Source organism: Pseudomonas allokribbensis (assembly GCF_014863605.1).
In the GTDB taxonomy this organism is placed as follows: domain Bacteria; phylum Pseudomonadota; class Gammaproteobacteria; order Pseudomonadales; family Pseudomonadaceae; genus Aquipseudomonas; species Aquipseudomonas allokribbensis.
The window spans coordinates 4802817-4818802 of the sequence record NZ_CP062252.1 but is presented as its reverse complement, the minus strand read 5'-3'; the positions used below and the strand labels follow the sequence as shown (position 1 = coordinate 4818802).

The window sequence follows — 15986 nt, the reverse complement described above, 5'->3', positions numbered from 1 at the left end:
ACTATGATGACAACCCAAAACGAAACCCTGCCGACCGCGCGCAAACCGCTGGATATGCGGCGCTTCCTCGATGACTGGGTGATGTTGCTGGCGGCGGTCGGGATCTTCCTCGCCTGCACCTTGCTGATCGACAACTTCCTCTCGCCGCTGAACATGCGTGGCCTGGGCCTGGCGATTTCCACCACCGGTATCGCCGCGTGCACCATGTTGTATTGCCTGGCGTCGGGGCATTTCGACTTGTCGGTGGGTTCGGTGATTGCCTGCGCCGGGGTGGTTGCGGCGGTGGTGATGCGCGATACCAACAGCGTGTTTCTCGGCGTCAGCGCCGCGCTGGTGATGGGCCTGATCGTCGGGTTGATCAACGGCATCGTGATCGCCAAGTTGCGGGTCAATGCGTTGATCACGACGCTGGCGACCATGCAGATCGTCCGTGGCCTAGCCTACATTTTTGCCAACGGCAAAGCGGTGGGCGTATCGCAGGAATCGTTCTTCGTGTTCGGCAACGGTCAGTTGTTCGGCGTGCCGGTGCCGATCCTGATCACCATTGTCTGCTTCCTGTTTTTCGGCTGGTTGCTGAACTACACGACCTACGGGCGCAACACCATGGCCATCGGCGGCAACCAGGAAGCGGCGTTGCTGGCGGGGGTGAATGTCGATCGCACGAAGATCATCATCTTCGCCGTGCATGGAGTGATCGGTGCGCTGGCGGGGGTGATTCTGGCGTCGCGGATGACGTCCGGGCAACCGATGATCGGGCAGGGTTTTGAGCTGACGGTGATTTCGGCTTGCGTGCTGGGTGGTGTGTCGCTGAGTGGCGGGATCGGGATGATTCGGCATGTGATTGCCGGGGTGTTGATTCTGGCGATTATCGAGAATGCGATGAACCTGAAGAATATCGACACGTTTTATCAGTATGTGATTCGAGGTTCGATTTTGCTGTTGGCTGTTGTGATCGACCGTCTGAAACAGCGCTGAGATCAATATTCTGCTGACCCTCTCCTTTGGGAGAGGGTGTCTCCAGTACTACGCCTTTTGTCACCTTCCCCAAAAATTACCTTGCCCGTCCCAACCCGTTTCGGTTATCACTTTGTACATGATTAGACAGGTACGATTTGACAAGAAACAACGGGTGGTCGACGAGCTCGTCCGACGCATCGAAAGCGGCCTCATGGAGGACGGCTTTCTGTTGCCCGGCGAGCATCAGTTGGCTCAGGAATTCAACGTCAGCCGTGGCACGTTGCGCGAAGCGCTGGCCGAACTGAAACGGCGCAATTACATCGCCACGCAAAGCGGGGTCGGTTCCATCGTCACGTTCGACGGTGTGGTGCTCGATCAGCGCAGCGGCTGGGCCCAGGCCCTGGCCGACAGCGGGGCGTTCATCAACACCGAAGTGCTGCGCCTGGAAGCCGTGACCCGGCCCGACCTGCTGCCTCGCTTCGGCACCGACCAATTCATCACCCTCGACCGTCGTCGCCGTTCCAATGACGGCACGCTGGTGTCCCTCGAACGCTCATTGATGCCCGCCACCGGAGGCCTGGAAAGCCTGCCGCGTGTCGGCCTGATCGACAATTCGCTGACTGTCACCCTGGCGGCCTACGGCTACATCGGCGAGCGCGGCGATCAGTGGATCGGCGCCGAACCGCTCAACGCTGTCGATGCCGAGCTGCTCGGCCGTCCGGAAGGCACGGTGTTCCTCAAGGCACTGCGCACCACCTACGACCGGCAGAACCGCTTCATGGAACTGGTCGAAAGCCTGCTTGATCCGGTGCATTTTCGTCTGCACCTGCAATTTGGAGAATCGAAATGACCGCCCTCGACCGTGCCCTGGGCGCGTTTTATGGCCTGGCGCTTGGCGACGCGCTGGGTATGCCGACCCAATCCCTGAACCGCGAAACGATCAAGCAGCGCTTCGGCCAGATCACCGACCTGCAAGACGCCGGCCCCTTGCAACCGATTGCCGCGAACATGCCCAAAGGCTCGATCACCGATGACACCGAACAGGCGATTCTGGTGGGCGAGTTGCTGGTCGAAGGCAAGGGCCGGATCGAGCCGGCGGTACTCGCGCAACGGCTGATCGAATGGGAAGCCGAGATGCAGGCCAAGGGCTCGCAGGACTTGCTCGGTCCGTCGACCAAACGTGCGATCGAAATGATCCTCGCCGGCCATTCGCCGGAAGAGGCCGGGCGCTACGGCACCACCAACGGCGCGGCGATGCGCATCACCCCGGTGGGAATCGCCGCCGATGTCGCCGACCCCGAGCGTTTTATCGCGGCGGTGGTGCAGGCGTGTCAGGTCACTCACAACACCACGCTGGGGATTTCCAGCGCGGCAGCGGTGGCGGCGGTGGTTTCGGCCGGCATCAACGGCCTGGATCTGGGCGAGGCGCTGAACCTCGGCCAGCAGATCGCCCAGCAAGCGGAAGCGCACGGGCACTGGGTGGCCGGTGGGCGCATCGCGTCGCGGATCAGTTGGGCGCGCAGCATCAGCGTTGAAAGCGACCCGGTGCTGCTCGCGGATCTGCTGTACGACGTGATCGGTACATCGGTGGCCTCGCAGGAATCGGTGGTGGTGTCGTTCGCCCTCGCGCAGCAAGTCGCGGTCGGTGAAGTGACGCCGTTCGACGCGCTGTGCATGGCCGCGAGCCTCGGTGGCGACACCGACACCATCGCGGCGATTCTCGGCGCCATGCTCGGGGCCTGCCTGGGTCTTCAGAGCTGGCCGGCGGCGATGATTGAAACCGTCAAAACCGTCAATGATCTGGAGCTGGAACCGTTGGTGAAAGGACTCCTCGCGCTGCGCTGAAACGCCGCCCGCCACACGTCAACCATCTGTCTTGCCGACAACCACAACAATGGCAACAGGAGCATCTCTCATGAGTTCATCGAACGCCGGGCAAAGCGCCGGGCAACTGGAAACCCGTGGCATCGAGCCGGTGCCGGAAGGCGAGTGCAACGGCCATCCGCTGCAACTGTTCTGGGTCTGGTTTGCTGCCAATATTTCCATCCTCGGCCTGCCGCTGGGCGCCACGCTGGTTGCGTTTCGCGGCCTGGCAATCTGGCAGGCGATCATCGTTGCGATCCTCGGTGCCGCCGGTTCGTTTGCGGTGGTGGGGATCATCTCGATTGCCGGCCGTCGCGGTCGTGCGCCGAGCCTGACTTTGTCGCGGGCGATCTTCGGTGTGCGCGGCAATATCGGCCCGACGCTGGTGTCGCTGATGTCGCGCCTGGGCTGGGAAACCGTCAACACCACTACCGCTGCGTTCGTGCTGTTGTCGTTGTGCTCGATCCTGTTCGGCTCGCCGGTAGAAGCCAAAAGCGCGCCGGTGTTGACCCTGGTCTTCATCGCGATTTTCGTGCTGCTGACCCTGTCGGTGTCCGGCCTCGGCCACGCCACGTTGCTGGTGATCCAGAAGTGGGCGACCTACGTGTTCGGCGCGCTGAACATTCTGGTCGGTGGCTTCCTCTGCGCGACCATCGACTGGAGCGCGGTGTTCAACGCCACCCCGGCGCCAATGAGTGCGATGATCATCGGTATCGGCACCATGGCGGCCGGCACCGGGATCGGCTGGGCGAATGCCGGGGCCGACATGTCGCGCTATCAGCATCGCAGCGTCAAAGCCGTGCGCCTGGTCGCTTCGGCAGCGTTCGGTGCGGGGATTCCGCTGGTGTTGCTGATCACCCTCGGTGGCCTGCTGTCGGTGGGCAACAACGATCTGGCATCGGCGACCGACCCGATCGTGGCGATCCGCGACATGCTGCCGACCTGGATGGCGGTGCCGTACCTGATTACCGCATTCGGTGGCTTGCTGTTATCGAACAACCTGTCGGTGTACTCCGCCGGTCTGACCACGCTGACCCTCGGCCTGAAGGTCAGGCGCGTGTACGCGGTGGTGGTCGACATCGTCGCGATCTTCGCCGGTTCGATCTACTTCATGCTGATTGCCGACAGTTTCTACGGCCCGTTCATTACCTTTATTTCCCTGCTGGCGGTGCCGATCACCGCGTGGGTCGGGATCTTCGTGGTCGACCTGATTCACCGTCACTACTACAGCCCGAAAGACCTGCTCGACGTCAGCCCGAGCAGCGCCTACTGGTACAGCGGCGGCATCGAGTGGCGCGCATTCGGTGCGTGGGCGATTGCCATCGTGCTGGGTTTCAGTTTCACCACCATCGGTACGACCGCCGAAAATGTCTGGTTCAAGGGCTTCCTGTCCGACTCATGGCTGGGCCACAACGGCCTCGGCTGGATCGTGACGTTTGTGGTCGCCGGAGGCCTGTACTTCGTACTCGGCGGGGCGAAAGACCGCCGCGCCGCGCAAGTCGAGAACGCTCATGCCTAAGATGTTGCACACCGGCCAGGTCATCATCGACCTGGTCATGGCCGTGGAGGCGCTGCCGCAAATCGGCGGCGATGTGCTGGCGCAATCCGCCAGTTTCGAAGCCGGCGGCGGTTTCAATGTGATGGCCGCCGCCGTGCGTAACGGCTTGCCGGTGGTCTATCTCGGTCGCCACGGCAACGGTCGATTCGGTGATCTGGCACGGCAGGCGATGAACGTTGAAGGCATCCGTATCGGCATCGAACAACCTGCAGAGCGCGACACCGGCATCTGCGTGGCGCTGACCGATGCGTCGGCCGAGCGCAGTTTCATTTCCTACATCGGCGCCGAAGGTGAAGTGACGGCGGCGGAGCTGAACAGCGTTGCAGCCGAGGCGGGCGACTATGTCTACGTCAGCGGCTACAGCCTGCTGCACAGCGGCAAGGCCCAGGCGTTGCTGGACTGGACGCTGGCGTTGCCGAAGACGATCAACGTGGTGTTCGATCCGGGCCCGCTGGTGGAATCGCCGGACTCTCCGATGATGCAGGCGCTGCTGCCGCGCATCGATGTGTGGACCAGCAACAGTGTCGAAGCCTTGCGTTTCACTGGCGCGACGGACATCGAAACCGCGCTGGACCGGTTGGCCGTGCACCTGCCGCAGGGTGTGCTGATGGTGGTGCGCGACGGGCCGCAGGGTTGCTGGATTCATCAGCACGGCGAACGCCGGCATGTGCCGGGTTTCAAGGTGCAGGCGGTGGACAGCAACGGCGCGGGCGATGCCCATGCCGGCGTGTTCGTTGCCGGCCTGGCGCAAGGTCTGGCGGCTGATGAAGCCGCGAGGCGCGCCAATGCTGCAGCAGCGTTGGCCGTGACCCGTTGGGGGCCGGCGACTGCACCGGGCACAGCCGAAGTCGATGCGCTGATCCGCGAATCTTCCGCCTACTGACCGGCACCTTCTGAACCCGAACCACCGGTAGTGGTTTTCGAGCCCATACCGGAGCCGGAATTGTCCGGCGGAACGGGATTACCCTGAGTGCCGCCCTGACGCCCTGGATCATTGCCTTGGGTGCGTGGGTCAGTGCCGGTGGCGGGCGGCAGGGCGTTCTCGACGCCCGAGCCATCGGTGTTCATGCCGGGGGCACTCTGGATGGCCGGGGCCTTCGGGCGCTCGACCGGATCGGTGGGGCCAGTGCCGGTGGCGGTCGCGGCGAACGCCACGGGGCAGAGCAGGGTGGCAAACACGAAAGCAGTCAACCTTGACGAGATCATGGTGTGTCTCCAGTGATTGGAATCCGTACCTGATCTTGGTCTGCCCTCGTGTGGCATAGGTGCCGATTGAATGACGAACGGTTCAGTTCGTCAGTGCGCTTTCTACTGACATTCGGCGCCAAAGCAAACGGCCGAGGGTGATCGACCAGTTCAACGCCGCCACCGCCAGAACGGTCAGCAACAGCGTCGCCATGCCGTGCTCGACAATGATTTTCCCGGCCAGCAGCGGGAAGCCGAATACACCGATGAAGTACGCCAGACTAAACAGCAGCAACGCCTGCGACGTGGTGCCGGCCGGTGCTTCGTTGGCGGCGAGTCCATTGATCACCGAGTAGGTGAGGCCGTATCCGACACCGAGCATCACCGCCGCCAGCAGATAGCTAAACCCGTTCTGGACGCCGAACGCGAACAGCACGATCGAGCCCAGCATCAACCCTGAAAGCAGACACGACGCCCGCAGCGGATCACGCTTGACCACATAGCCTGCGATCAACATCCGGCTGCTGATCGCAGCGCTCATGAAGCCCAGAAAGAACAGCGAATAATCCAGCGAGCGGGCGGCGGCATAGGTGGTCTGGAAACTCGACAGTCCACCGAACACGCAACCGCCGAGGCCGACCATGATGATCGGAAACGCCGCGCTTGAGCCGAGTACCTGGGTCGTCGCGAGCCAAGTGATTTTTGCGGCTGACGGGGCTTGTGTACTTTTCAGGCGGGTGCCGAGACGCCAGAACAGCAGCACGCCGATCAGGCTCGCCCCGGCTGCCAGATAGAACGCCGACGTCACCGGCAAGCCCAGCGCACTCGCTGCACGCCCGAGCAACGGGCCGCTGCCGATCCCGGTCATCATGCTGCCGGACAGCAGCGCAAAGTATTTTGCCCGCTGCGCCGGGCTCACCAGACTGGCGACGATGATCGGCCCCAGCGTGTAGAACACGCCCCAGCCCAAACCAAGCAGCAATCCGAAAAACAGCAGCCAATGGCCGAACCCCGGCGTCATCGCAAACCCCAGACTCGCCGCCACCAGCAACAGCCCGAACAGCGCAATCGAACGCGCCGCGCCCAGCCAGTCGGACAGGTGCCCGGACACCAGCACCGCAACGAATGTGCTGAGCATCGCCGCACTGATCACGCTGCCGGCATCGTGCTCGTTGCCACCGCGAGAACCGATCAGCAGCGAGAGCAGAAACGTCGCGCCGTAGGATAGCGACAACAGATAACTGGCGAGGCAGAACAGGCCGAACAGTTTGCCCGAGACCTGGGGTGTTGCTTGAGGCATGACGCGGTTCCTTGACCGGAAAAATTGAGCGTCATCTATCTAACACGTCAGGCCCGAGGCTTAGGTCTGAGCTTGGCGAACTCAGGATCGTGAATGACCGGAGTAACGCCTTCAGACGACGCCGATCTCTTCCTTGAATTGCTCCATGAAACCCTTCAGGCGTTGATGACGGATTTGCGCCAGACGTTGACCGGCAACGGTCTGGAAACCGTCGGCGAGGTGCAGCAGTTTGGTCTGGAAATGATCGAGGCAGAATCGCTTGTCGTCGTAGTCCCTTTCCCGAGCCTCGGGATCCTGCGGGTCGTATAGCGCACTGCCCATGCGCCCGGCGATGTAGAAGGTGCGGGCGACGCCGAGCATGCCGAGGGAGTCGAGACGGTCGGCGTCCTGCATCAGTCGGGCTTCGAGGGTCGTCGGTGTGATGTTGGCGGAGAAACTGTGGGCTTCGATGGCGTGGATCACTGCACTGATTTTTTCATCGGGCCAGTTCAGGTTTGCCAGCACCTTTGATGCTTTTTCCGCCGCCAGGCGCGATGCCTGTGAACGCAGTGGCGAGTTCTTTTCCACGGCCACACAATCGTGCAGCAGCACCGCTGCCAGAAGGACTTCAAGATCGCCGCCTTCCTCGGCCTGCAAGGTGCGCGCGTTGTGCCAGACCCGTTGCAGGTGCGACAGGTCATGAGCGCCGTCCTCCGACGGTTCCAGGGCGTGGGGCAGCAGTTCAGCGGCGAGTTCCGTGAGGGGCGAGAAAGCGAAGTTTTTCATGGGCGTCCTTTCGAGTGTTCGGCGGCGCTAGCCTAATCTGTGGATTGCCATGTGACGAGCGCCGCGCGCCGCCTTAGTATGGCGTTTTCCTTTTTCCGACAAGGCCCGTCCATGACGATCGAAATCCGCCCGGCGACCCCCAGCGATGCACCGCAAATCCTCGCGTTCATCACTGAACTTGCAGACTTCGAAAAGGCCCGTCACGAAGTCATCGCCAGCGTCGCCGACATCGAGCGCAGCCTGTTCAGCGAAGGCGCCACCGCCCACGGCCTGATCTGCCTGCGCGATGGTCTGCCGATCGGTTTTGCGGTGTTCTTCTTCAGCTATTCGACCTGGCTGGGCAGCAACTGCCTGTACCTCGAAGACCTCTACATCACCCCGGAACAACGGGGCGGCGGCGCCGGTAAAACGTTGCTGCGCCACCTCGCAAAAATCGCCTGCGCCAACGACTGCGGCCGCTTCGAATGGAGCGTGCTGGACTGGAACACTCCGGCCATCGAGTTCTACAAATCCCTCGGCGCCCAGCCACAGGAGGAGTGGGTGCGCTATCGCATGGACGGCAAGGTATTGCGCGAATTTGCCGAGGGCTGAGGGAGTGATGGCAATCCGATGCTGATTCGATTGTTATCACCGCTCTAGTCCGGCATTCTACGCGCCATTTTTGCGCGCTCACGGACGACACCTGCAATGCCTCTGGCACTCTTTCTCCACGCCCGTGGAGCCCTCGCTGCGTCAACGAGTGACCGGCGTTGAGCGGACTACGGGCGTCGATCCGCCTGTACGGTCTGGTCAGAAACCTCGGTTCCTCCGATAACCTGCACCGCCAACCGGTGGACACTCTCTGCACCGTCAACCGCCTCGGTGGCAAAGCCATCCGTGCGTTTGTCTCGCGCCTCGATGCCGAGCTGATGGCGCGCAGTGCGGGCTACAACACCTGGCTCAATCAGCTCGACGACGCCACAGTTGCCGAGTCGAACTGGTTTGCCGACGAAGCCTGGCAACAACTGCAAACCCTCACCCCCCCGAACAGCCGCGAGCATTGTCACGCGCTGTTTGATTCCGTCGACCACCGCTGGCGCTTCGCCGCGACCGATGTCGACCTTTATCAGCCTCACCCGGAACCTCTGAAGCAAGGAGCTTTGAATTGAGTGGTAAACCCGCTGCACGCGTCACCGACCCAACCGCCTGCCCAATGCCAGGTCACGGCAACAACCCGATCGTCTCCGGCTCGCCGGACGTGTTCTTCGACGGGCTCCCCGCTGCGCGCATGACCGATAAATCGGCGTGCGGCAGCCCGATTACCGGCGGCGTTTCCGCCACCGTATTCATCAACGGCCTGAACGCCGCGATGCTCGACAGCACCGGCGGGCACGGCAATGTTGTGGTCGGTGGGTCCGGGACGGTGATTATTGGACAGAGTGGCGGAGGGGCAGCGTTTAGTGGGTTGTTGCCGATGCCGGTGCATTTCAATGATCGGATGCAGGTGATCAATGAAGCCACGGGAGAGCCTATCCCCGATCATCCCTATGCGATTCAGCGAGGTGATGGACGCATTGAGCACGGCATTACCGACGAGCAAGGCTTCACCCATATGGTCAGCTCCCATTTACCCGAAAAAATCAAACTGTTTGTAGAGTGACCGAAATGGAAGTCGAAAATCCCGCGCTCAAAGATTGCAAAACCGAAGTTGCTGGCCATGATTTGACCTGCAAGACGGATCAAACTGTCAAACAAGCTGCTGTTAAAGTTAAAAAAGTCGCTGTTTTTTTTATCGGTGGTGCAGGCGATAAGGAAGAGTACTATCAAAATCAGCCCCCTCATCGTAATGTGCTAAATGCTTGGAAGCAGTTGGAGAAACGTATTGCTCCTGATCAAACGAGCGAGGTTAACCTTCCCTATGTGAGTTATAAGGATGTTCGTGGCGATAAGGATATTGAAAAATATGTGATTCGTCCGCTTAAGGGTGATAAGTCGGTATATATTGTGATTGTTGGTCACAGTCTGGGCGGTTGGAATGGTGCCCATTTGACTTCGATTTTGAAAGAACGTGGTTATACAGTAAAAGTGTTGGTGACGCTTGATCCTGTGGGTGGTGGTACAGGTGTCTGGATGATGTCGGATATATATTTCACAACACCAAAGCCCGTGGCTGATTATTGGATTAATATATTGGCGGCACCCAAGGTGACAGACTCCTCCGATACTGTCGCAAGCATGGGAGAACGCTGGGTCATGACCTCCGGCCCTGATATCAATGAAGCAGTCGATGCCAATCACCGTCAGGCGGGCGTGATGTTTGGATCAATACTTCAAGGTGGTAAATCTGCGTGCGATATTGTGTATGAACGCTTGACTCAGTATCTGGGAACTTCGAAATGAAACGTTTGTTTGCTGTGTTCATGCTTCTGTTGTGCTGTTCTTGCGCTGAGCGGCCGGTTCTTCCTGCCATTAAGCTCGATTTTATCTCTGCCAGTGGTAGGGAAGATCGTTCAAGGCTGAATATCAAATTTGGATCGAAAACAGATGTATTAAATTTTTTCCAGAATGCAACGGGGGAAAGCCAGTTGGGTGAGACCTTGTATTGTTCTCTGGATAAGGAAGTTGAGTTCGAGGATTTTGATCGACTGACTCAATATCTGGTGGGCGATCTTGTTGAGGTTGATGGCTCTGAATCCGGCCTGAGTCATATTTATGTGTCTACATTGTCCGCATTAAAGAAAGAGGATGAGGGCGTATCGAATGTTTTTATGACCGCAAGTGAGTTGTTGGCGGCATTAAGAGAACGAAATACGGTCTCCTGCAGAGTATTCACTTCGGCTTATTCGTTCGGAGGGCATTATTCGAAGCCGATGTTGATTCCGGCAAATGACCTCGTGCGTGTCATTCAATAGGCAGGTGATCACTACGAAGTTGAAGTTTCAGCTTCGTGCTACCGATCGTTTTATTCCAGAATGATGGGTGCCTATTATTCTAATGTTATGTACGTTCCGGTTGAAAGTATTATTCGAGCCGTGGGTTAGGAGTTTGCTCTGAGTAATGGTGGTTTTTAATTATTGTATGGTCGGGTTTTTGGGGTTGTGATGTATCGATTGATGTTGGTTGCGTTGTTTGTGTTGTGTTCTTCATGTATGCAGTTGCATGTGCCAGCGCCACGGATTGAATTTACATCGATTGAATACAAGGGCGGGTATTATAATTTTCGTTTCAGGTCTGACAGGGATTTGGTCAATTTATACAAGGCGCATGGTATCAATGAGCAGGTCGGCACTTGGTTGAAGTGCTCGCTGGATGGTGATGTTGATTTTTCCATACTTCACAAAATTCGTCTTTACGGTGATGGGGTCGTCAACGACGTTCGTATTGTGGAGGGTGATCGACGTTATGAGTTTGATGTGTGGTTCAGGTTTGAAGAGGATGTTGATCAGGGTAGTAGTTCCAGAACAATCAGAAAGGAGGTGTTGTTGTCGTTGTTGGGCAAGCAGGACTATATTCCGTGTCAGGCAACAATAACGGCTACTTTTTATAACGCTTATTATTCGAAGGTTATGTATGTTCCCACCTCTCGGATCATTGCTGAGGTTGAAAAAGTAATTACAGCGCCGGAGTATGTAATATTGCCGCCAGAACTTCGGCCGCTGTCATGGCTGCAGTTTGAGCAGATTTGCATTACGGAGAGACGCTACCACGCAGGAGACACCATCGTTCATGGCGGCGTGTGCAGTGGCCTGCCTTACAGTGGGTTATTAAGTTCGTTCGCACCGCTGAATGGCAAATTCCGAATTGTCGATGCCCAGACGCGAAAACCCCAACCGAACGTGCGCTACATCATCAAACGTCCGGATGGAAGGGAAGAAGAGGGGCTGAGTGATGCTCTGGGCGATACACATGTCTTTGGTTCGAATTACCCTGAAAATTTCAAGCTTTTCCTGTTTGACGAAGGGCTGGAAGCCATGACGATGTAGAATTGGTATATCCCACAATATGGGATGTAAAATTACATATTGAGATTTTCCACTTGAGAGGTCTATAGTCCAGCTCACTCACTGCCAATAACAAAACAGGTGAAGCGATGCTGGCGCAATTGATCGCGCTCGATTGGGGAACGACCTCCCTACGTGCTTACAAACTCGCGGCGGGCGGGCAGGTGCTGGCGCAGCGGTCGCTGTCGTTCGGGATCATGCAGTTGCCGAAGACGCCGCGGGTCATCAACGGTCGCGAATGCGCCGACGGTTTTGAGTTGGCATTCGATGAGGCGTGCGGCGACTGGCTCGATGCGCAACCCGACTTGCCGGTGATTGCCTGCGGCATGGTCGGCAGCGCTCAGGGTTGGCGCGAAGCGTCCTACCGCGATACGCCGGCCAACGTCGCCGATCTTGGAAAATCCCTGCAAACCGTTCGCAGTCTTCGCGGTGTCGATGTGCACATCGTGCCGGGTGTGATTCAGCGCTCGACGCTGCCGAACGTGATGCGCGGCGAAGAAACCCAGGTACTCGGCGTCCTGCAGAGTCTGCCGGTCGAGGCGGGCAATGATCTGTTGATCGGCCTGCCGGGCAGTCATTCGAAATGGGTGGAAGTGGCCGACGGCTGCATCACCCGTTTCGACACCTTCATGACCGGCGAGGTGTTCGCCGTGCTCAGCGAACACAGCATTCTCGGCCGTACCCAACAGCACAGCGCGACGTTCGATGCCGAGGCGTTTGATCGCGGCGTGCAGGTGGCGTTGTCGTCGGAAGGCGAGATCGGCGTGCTGTCGACCCTGTTCAGCGCCCGCAGCCTGGGCCTGACCGGTGAACTCAGCACCACCGCGCAACCGGACTATCTGTCCGGTCTGCTGATCGGCCACGAGCTGACAGCGTTGGCCACCGTGCAACGGCGCCGTCGCAACAGCGCACATCTTCCTTCGATCATCCTCATCGGCAACGCGCAGTTGTGCGCCCGCTACAGCCGTGCGCTCGACGCCTGTGGTTTCGCCCGGGTGACCCTGGCCGAGCAGGCCACCGAGCGTGGGCTGTGGCAATTGGCGCTTGCCGCCGGACTGATCGATTCCTCATCCCGTTAACCCTGACTGGAGGCCTGACATGCTCAAGCAAGCACTGGCGCAAAACGGTCTGATCGCGATCCTGCGCGGCCTGCATCCGCAGGAAGCCGCCGCTGTCGGAGAAGTCCTGTATGCGGCCGGATTTCGCGTCATCGAAGTACCGCTCAATTCCCCCGCGCCGTACGAAAGCATTCGCATCCTGCGCAAGACCCTGCCCGCTGATTGCCTGATCGGTGCCGGCACGGTGCTGACCCCGGAACAGGTCGAACTGGTGAAGGAGGCCGGCGGCCAGGTCATCGTCATGCCCCACAGCGATGCCAAGGTGTTGCGGGCGGCGAAAGCGGCGGGGCTGTATCTGTCGCCGGGTGTTGCCACGCCGACCGAAGCCTTTGCGGCGCTGGAGGAGGGCGCGGACATTCTCAAGCTGTTCCCGGCCGAGCAGATGGGGCCGGCAGTGGTGAAAGCGTGGTTGGCGGTGTTGCCCGTCGGGACGATTCTGGCGCCGGTCGGTGGTATTACACCGGACAACATGCAGGTGTTCATCGATGCCGGCGTCAAAGGCTTCGGCCTCGGTTCCGGGCTGTTCAAACCGGGCATGACGACTGAACAAGTGGCAGCCAATGCCAAGGCCTACGTGACGGCCTGGAAAGCCCTTCGCTAAGACTTTTTGGCGCTGCGTGCGCTGCATCTATAAGAGAGACAAAAAGATGAAAATCACCAAACTGACCACCTTCATCGTCCCGCCGCGCTGGTGCTTCCTGAAAGTCGAAACCGACGAGGGCGTGACCGGTTGGGGCGAGCCCGTGGTCGAGGGACGCGCCCATACTGTTGCCGCAGCGGTCGAGGAATTGTCCGACTACCTGATCGGCAAAGACCCACGCAACATCGAAGACATCTGGACCGTGCTGTATCGCGGCGGCTTCTATCGGGGCGGCGCGATCCACATGAGCGCACTGGCCGGCATCGATCAGGCGTTGTGGGACATCAAGGGCAAGGCGCTCGGCGTGTCGGTCAGTGATCTGCTTGGTGGTCAGGTTCGGGACAAGATCCGCGTGTATTCGTGGATCGGCGGCGACCGTCCGGCAGACACCGCGCGGGCCGCGAAAGAGGCGGTGAGTCGCGGTTTTACCGCGGTGAAAATGAACGGCACCGAGGAACTGCAATTCCTCGATACCTTCGAGAAAGTCGATCTGGCGCTGGCCAATGTCGCGGCAGTGCGCGATGCGGTCGGGCCCAACGTCGGCATCGGCGTCGACTTCCATGGCCGAGTGCACAAACCCATGGCCAAGGTGCTGATGAAGGAACTCGACCCGTACAAATTGATGTTCATCGAAGAACCGGTGCTCAGCGAAAACTACGAAGCACTGAAAGAACTCGCACCGTTGACCAGCACCCCGATTGCCCTCGGCGAGCGGCTGTTTTCGCGGTGGGACTTTAAACGGGTGTTGAGCGAAGGTTACGTCGACATTATCCAGCCGGATGCCTCCCACGCCGGCGGCATCACCGAGACCCGCAAGATCGCCAACATGGCCGAAGCCTACGACGTGGCGCTGGCACTGCACTGCCCGCTGGGGCCGATCGCACTGGCGGCGTGTCTGCAACTGGACGCCGCTTGTTACAACGCGTTTATCCAGGAACAGAGCCTGGGCATCCATTACAACGAGAGCAATGACCTGCTCGATTATGTGAAGGATCCAAGGGTGTTCGATTACGACAAAGGCTTCGTGAAAATCCCCAACGGCCCGGGCCTGGGGATCGAGATCAACGAGGAATACGTGATCGAACGCGCGGCGGTCGGCCACCGCTGGCGTAATCCGATCTGGCGTCATGCCGATGGCAGTTTTGCCGAGTGGTGAGTGGCTGACTCAGCACATCTGATCGTTCCCGTGCCGAGCGCGGGAACGACTCAAGGCCTCAGGCCAACCTCAATAAACATAAGAAGAGGTTCTCCCCATGCAACCGCAAACCCTCACCGGGCAAGCGACGTTAGTCACGCCCAGCCGCAAGCGTTTTTTTATCATGGTGTTGCTGTTCATCACCGTGGTCATCAACTACCTCGACCGCAGCAATCTGTCGATTGCCGCCCCGGCGCTCACCACCGAGCTGGGCATCGACCCGGTGCATGTCGGACTGATCTTCTCCGCGTTCGGCTGGACCTACGCCGCCATGCAGATTCCCGGCGGCTGGCTGGTGGATCGGGTGCCACCGCGCATCCTGTACAGCGTCGCGCTGCTGTTGTGGTCGCTGGCCACGGTGATGCTCGGGTTCGCCGCCAGTTTCATCGCGCTGTTCGTGCTGCGCATGGCGGTCGGTGCGCTGGAAGCGCCGGCGTATCCGATCAACAGCCGCGTGGTGACGACCTGGTTTCCCGAGCGCGAACGTGCCACGGCGATCGGTTTCTACACCTCCGGGCAGTTTGTCGGGCTGGCGTTTCTGACCCCGGTACTGGCCTGGCTGCAACATGAGTTTGGCTGGCACATGGTGTTTGTCGTGACGGGGGCGGTGGGCATTGTCTGGGCCGCGATCTGGTATGCGGTGTATCGCGAACCACGGGATTTCAAAGGCGCCAACGAAGGCGAAATCGACCTGATCCGTGAGGGCGGCGGGCTGGTGGACATCGCCGCCGAAACCGCCAAAGTGAAAGCGAAATTCAGCTGGACCGATCTCGGCATCGTCCTCAGCAAACGCAAACTGTGGGGGATTTACCTCGGCCAGTTCTGCCTGAACTCGACGCTGTGGTTTTTCCTGACATGGTTCCCGACCTATCTGGTGAAATATCGCGGCATGGACTTCATCAAGTCCGGCCTGCTGGCGTCGCTGCCGTTTCTCGCTGCGTTCATCGGCGTGCTGTGCTCCGGGTTCTTTTCCGACTTCCTGATCCGCCGTGGCTGCACCGTCGGGTTTGCGCGCAAGTTGCCGATCATTGGCGGGCTGCTGATTTCCACCTCGATCATCGGCGCCAACTTCGTCGAGTCGACGCCGCTGGTGATTGCCTTCCTGGCCCTGGCGTTTTTCGGCAACGGGCTGGCGTCGATCACCTGGTCGCTGGTGTCGACACTGGCGCCGGCACGGTTGCTGGGCTTGACCGGCGGGGTGTTCAATTTCATCGGCAATCTGTCGGCGATTGCCACGCCGATTGTCATCGGCTTTCTGGCCAGCGGCGATTCGTTCGCTCCGGCGATCACCTACATCGCGGTTCTGGCATTGATTGGTGCTTTGTCCTACGTGCTGCTGGTGGGCAAGGTCGAGCGCATCGAGTTGTAGTCGTCCCTGTCGGGCGACCATAATGCCGCCCGTTCCCTCGCTCAACGCTAAAGGCT

18 protein-coding genes are annotated in these 15986 nt (G+C 59.6%); 15 read left to right on the top strand and 3 right to left on the bottom strand.

Annotated elements, in window-relative coordinates; translation table 11 throughout:
- The first annotated feature begins 6 nt into the window (after positions 1-6).
- The 5 genes from araH to IF199_RS21930 all read left to right on the top strand — a co-directional run bounded on the left by araH (position 7) and on the right by IF199_RS21930 (position 5261).
- Positions 7-975, top strand: a complete 969-nt coding sequence (araH, locus tag IF199_RS21950) for an L-arabinose ABC transporter permease AraH (protein WP_085697229.1) — start codon at positions 7-9, stop codon at positions 973-975.
- 118 nt (positions 976-1093) lie between these two features.
- Entirely contained in the window at positions 1094-1807 is a 714-nt protein-coding gene (locus IF199_RS21945) for a GntR family transcriptional regulator (RefSeq protein ID WP_096820971.1), read from the top strand.
- Positions 1804-2802: an ADP-ribosylglycohydrolase family protein gene (locus tag IF199_RS21940; protein WP_192558696.1), complete on the top strand. Its 999-nt coding sequence runs from the start codon at positions 1804-1806 to the stop codon at positions 2800-2802. Before IF199_RS21945 ends, IF199_RS21940 begins: the two co-directional genes overlap by 4 nt.
- A 70-nt stretch (positions 2803-2872) precedes the next feature.
- Entirely contained in the window at positions 2873-4339 is a 1467-nt protein-coding gene (locus IF199_RS21935; protein ID WP_192558695.1) for a purine-cytosine permease family protein, read from the top strand.
- Positions 4332-5261, top strand: a complete 930-nt coding sequence (locus IF199_RS21930) for a PfkB family carbohydrate kinase (RefSeq protein WP_192558694.1) — start codon at positions 4332-4334, stop codon at positions 5259-5261. Before IF199_RS21935 ends, IF199_RS21930 begins: the two co-directional genes overlap by 8 nt.
- Here IF199_RS21930 and IF199_RS21925 read toward each other — a convergent pair.
- The 3 genes from IF199_RS21925 to IF199_RS21915 all read right to left on the bottom strand — a co-directional run bounded on the left by IF199_RS21925 (position 5255) and on the right by IF199_RS21915 (position 7628).
- Positions 5255-5584, bottom strand: coding sequence for a hypothetical protein (locus IF199_RS21925; RefSeq protein WP_096820975.1), 330 nt, complete (start codon positions 5582-5584; stop codon positions 5255-5257). The two genes, IF199_RS21930 and IF199_RS21925, sit on opposite strands and share 7 nt — an antisense overlap.
- An 82-nt stretch (positions 5585-5666) precedes the next feature.
- Positions 5667-6863: an MFS transporter gene (locus IF199_RS21920; protein WP_192558693.1), complete on the bottom strand. Its 1197-nt coding sequence runs from the start codon at positions 6861-6863 to the stop codon at positions 5667-5669.
- A 111-nt stretch (positions 6864-6974) separates the two neighbouring features.
- Complete coding sequence (locus IF199_RS21915; protein WP_192558692.1) at positions 6975-7628, bottom strand: HD domain-containing protein; 654 nt, start codon at positions 7626-7628, stop codon at positions 6975-6977.
- Positions 7629-7739: 111 nt separating this feature from the next.
- Here IF199_RS21915 and IF199_RS21910 point away from each other — a divergent pair, with 111 nt between their 5' ends.
- The 10 genes from IF199_RS21910 (at position 7740) to IF199_RS21865 (ending at position 15930) form a co-directional block, all read left to right on the top strand.
- Complete coding sequence (locus IF199_RS21910; protein WP_041475599.1) at positions 7740-8219, top strand: GNAT family N-acetyltransferase; 480 nt, start codon at positions 7740-7742, stop codon at positions 8217-8219.
- Positions 8220-8377: 158 nt separating this feature from the next.
- The gene (locus tag IF199_RS21905; protein ID WP_192558691.1) at positions 8378-8776 is read left to right on the top strand and encodes a hypothetical protein; all 399 of its coding nucleotides are present in this window, start codon (positions 8378-8380) and stop codon (positions 8774-8776) included.
- Positions 8773-9267 (top strand): PAAR domain-containing protein, encoded by a 495-nt coding sequence (locus IF199_RS21900; protein WP_192558690.1) that lies wholly within the window; start codon positions 8773-8775, stop codon positions 9265-9267. The genes IF199_RS21905 and IF199_RS21900 overlap by 4 nt, the downstream gene beginning before the upstream one ends.
- A gap of 5 nt (positions 9268-9272) precedes the next feature.
- Positions 9273-10007: an alpha/beta hydrolase family protein gene (locus tag IF199_RS21895; protein WP_192558689.1), complete on the top strand. Its 735-nt coding sequence runs from the start codon at positions 9273-9275 to the stop codon at positions 10005-10007.
- Positions 10004-10519, top strand: coding sequence for a hypothetical protein (locus IF199_RS21890; protein WP_192558688.1), 516 nt, complete (start codon positions 10004-10006; stop codon positions 10517-10519). Before IF199_RS21895 ends, IF199_RS21890 begins: the two co-directional genes overlap by 4 nt.
- A 189-nt stretch (positions 10520-10708) precedes the next feature.
- A complete protein-coding gene (locus IF199_RS21885) occupies positions 10709-11590 on the top strand; it encodes a 3'-5' exonuclease family protein (RefSeq protein WP_192558687.1) in 882 nt (293 codons plus the stop codon).
- Positions 11591-11697: 107 nt separating this feature from the next.
- A complete protein-coding gene (locus IF199_RS21880) occupies positions 11698-12687 on the top strand; it encodes a 2-dehydro-3-deoxygalactonokinase (RefSeq protein WP_192558686.1) in 990 nt (329 codons plus the stop codon).
- A 19-nt stretch (positions 12688-12706) separates the two neighbouring features.
- Complete coding sequence (locus tag IF199_RS21875) at positions 12707-13327, top strand: 2-dehydro-3-deoxy-6-phosphogalactonate aldolase (protein ID WP_192558685.1); 621 nt, start codon at positions 12707-12709, stop codon at positions 13325-13327.
- A gap of 46 nt (positions 13328-13373) precedes the next feature.
- Positions 13374-14522 (top strand): galactonate dehydratase, encoded by a 1149-nt coding sequence (dgoD, locus tag IF199_RS21870; RefSeq protein WP_007908327.1) that lies wholly within the window; start codon positions 13374-13376, stop codon positions 14520-14522.
- A 97-nt stretch (positions 14523-14619) separates the two neighbouring features.
- A complete protein-coding gene (locus tag IF199_RS21865; protein WP_192558684.1) occupies positions 14620-15930 on the top strand; it encodes an MFS transporter in 1311 nt (436 codons plus the stop codon).
- Positions 15931-15986 lie beyond the last annotated feature (56 nt).

What these genes read in the sequence shown, in the direction of transcription:
- IF199_RS21945 (WP_096820971.1), top strand. Translation starts at nt 1,094, where the DNA reads ATGATTAGACAGGTACGATTTGACAAGAAACAACGGGTGGTCGACGAG.
- IF199_RS21910 (WP_041475599.1), top strand. Translation starts at nt 7,740, where the DNA reads ATGACGATCGAAATCCGCCCGGCGACCCCCAGCGATGCACCGCAAATC.
- IF199_RS21940 (WP_192558696.1), top strand. Translation starts at nt 1,804, where the DNA reads ATGACCGCCCTCGACCGTGCCCTGGGCGCGTTTTATGGCCTGGCGCTT.
- IF199_RS21890 (WP_192558688.1), top strand. Translation starts at nt 10,004, where the DNA reads ATGAAACGTTTGTTTGCTGTGTTCATGCTTCTGTTGTGCTGTTCTTGC.
- dgoD (WP_007908327.1), top strand. Translation starts at nt 13,374, where the DNA reads ATGAAAATCACCAAACTGACCACCTTCATCGTCCCGCCGCGCTGGTGC.
- IF199_RS21865 (WP_192558684.1), top strand. Translation starts at nt 14,620, where the DNA reads ATGCAACCGCAAACCCTCACCGGGCAAGCGACGTTAGTCACGCCCAGC.
- IF199_RS21880 (WP_192558686.1), top strand. Translation starts at nt 11,698, where the DNA reads ATGCTGGCGCAATTGATCGCGCTCGATTGGGGAACGACCTCCCTACGT.
- IF199_RS21935 (WP_192558695.1), top strand. Translation starts at nt 2,873, where the DNA reads ATGAGTTCATCGAACGCCGGGCAAAGCGCCGGGCAACTGGAAACCCGT.
- araH (WP_085697229.1), top strand. Translation starts at nt 7, where the DNA reads ATGACAACCCAAAACGAAACCCTGCCGACCGCGCGCAAACCGCTGGAT.
- IF199_RS21875 (WP_192558685.1), top strand. Translation starts at nt 12,707, where the DNA reads ATGCTCAAGCAAGCACTGGCGCAAAACGGTCTGATCGCGATCCTGCGC.
- IF199_RS21920 (WP_192558693.1), bottom strand. Translation starts at nt 6,863, where the DNA reads ATGCCTCAAGCAACACCCCAGGTCTCGGGCAAACTGTTCGGCCTGTTC.
- IF199_RS21930 (WP_192558694.1), top strand. Translation starts at nt 4,332, where the DNA reads ATGCCTAAGATGTTGCACACCGGCCAGGTCATCATCGACCTGGTCATG.
- IF199_RS21895 (WP_192558689.1), top strand. Translation starts at nt 9,273, where the DNA reads ATGGAAGTCGAAAATCCCGCGCTCAAAGATTGCAAAACCGAAGTTGCT.
- IF199_RS21915 (WP_192558692.1), bottom strand. Translation starts at nt 7,628, where the DNA reads ATGAAAAACTTCGCTTTCTCGCCCCTCACGGAACTCGCCGCTGAACTG.
- IF199_RS21885 (WP_192558687.1), top strand. Translation starts at nt 10,709, where the DNA reads ATGTATCGATTGATGTTGGTTGCGTTGTTTGTGTTGTGTTCTTCATGT.
- IF199_RS21925 (WP_096820975.1), bottom strand. Translation starts at nt 5,584, where the DNA reads ATGATCTCGTCAAGGTTGACTGCTTTCGTGTTTGCCACCCTGCTCTGC.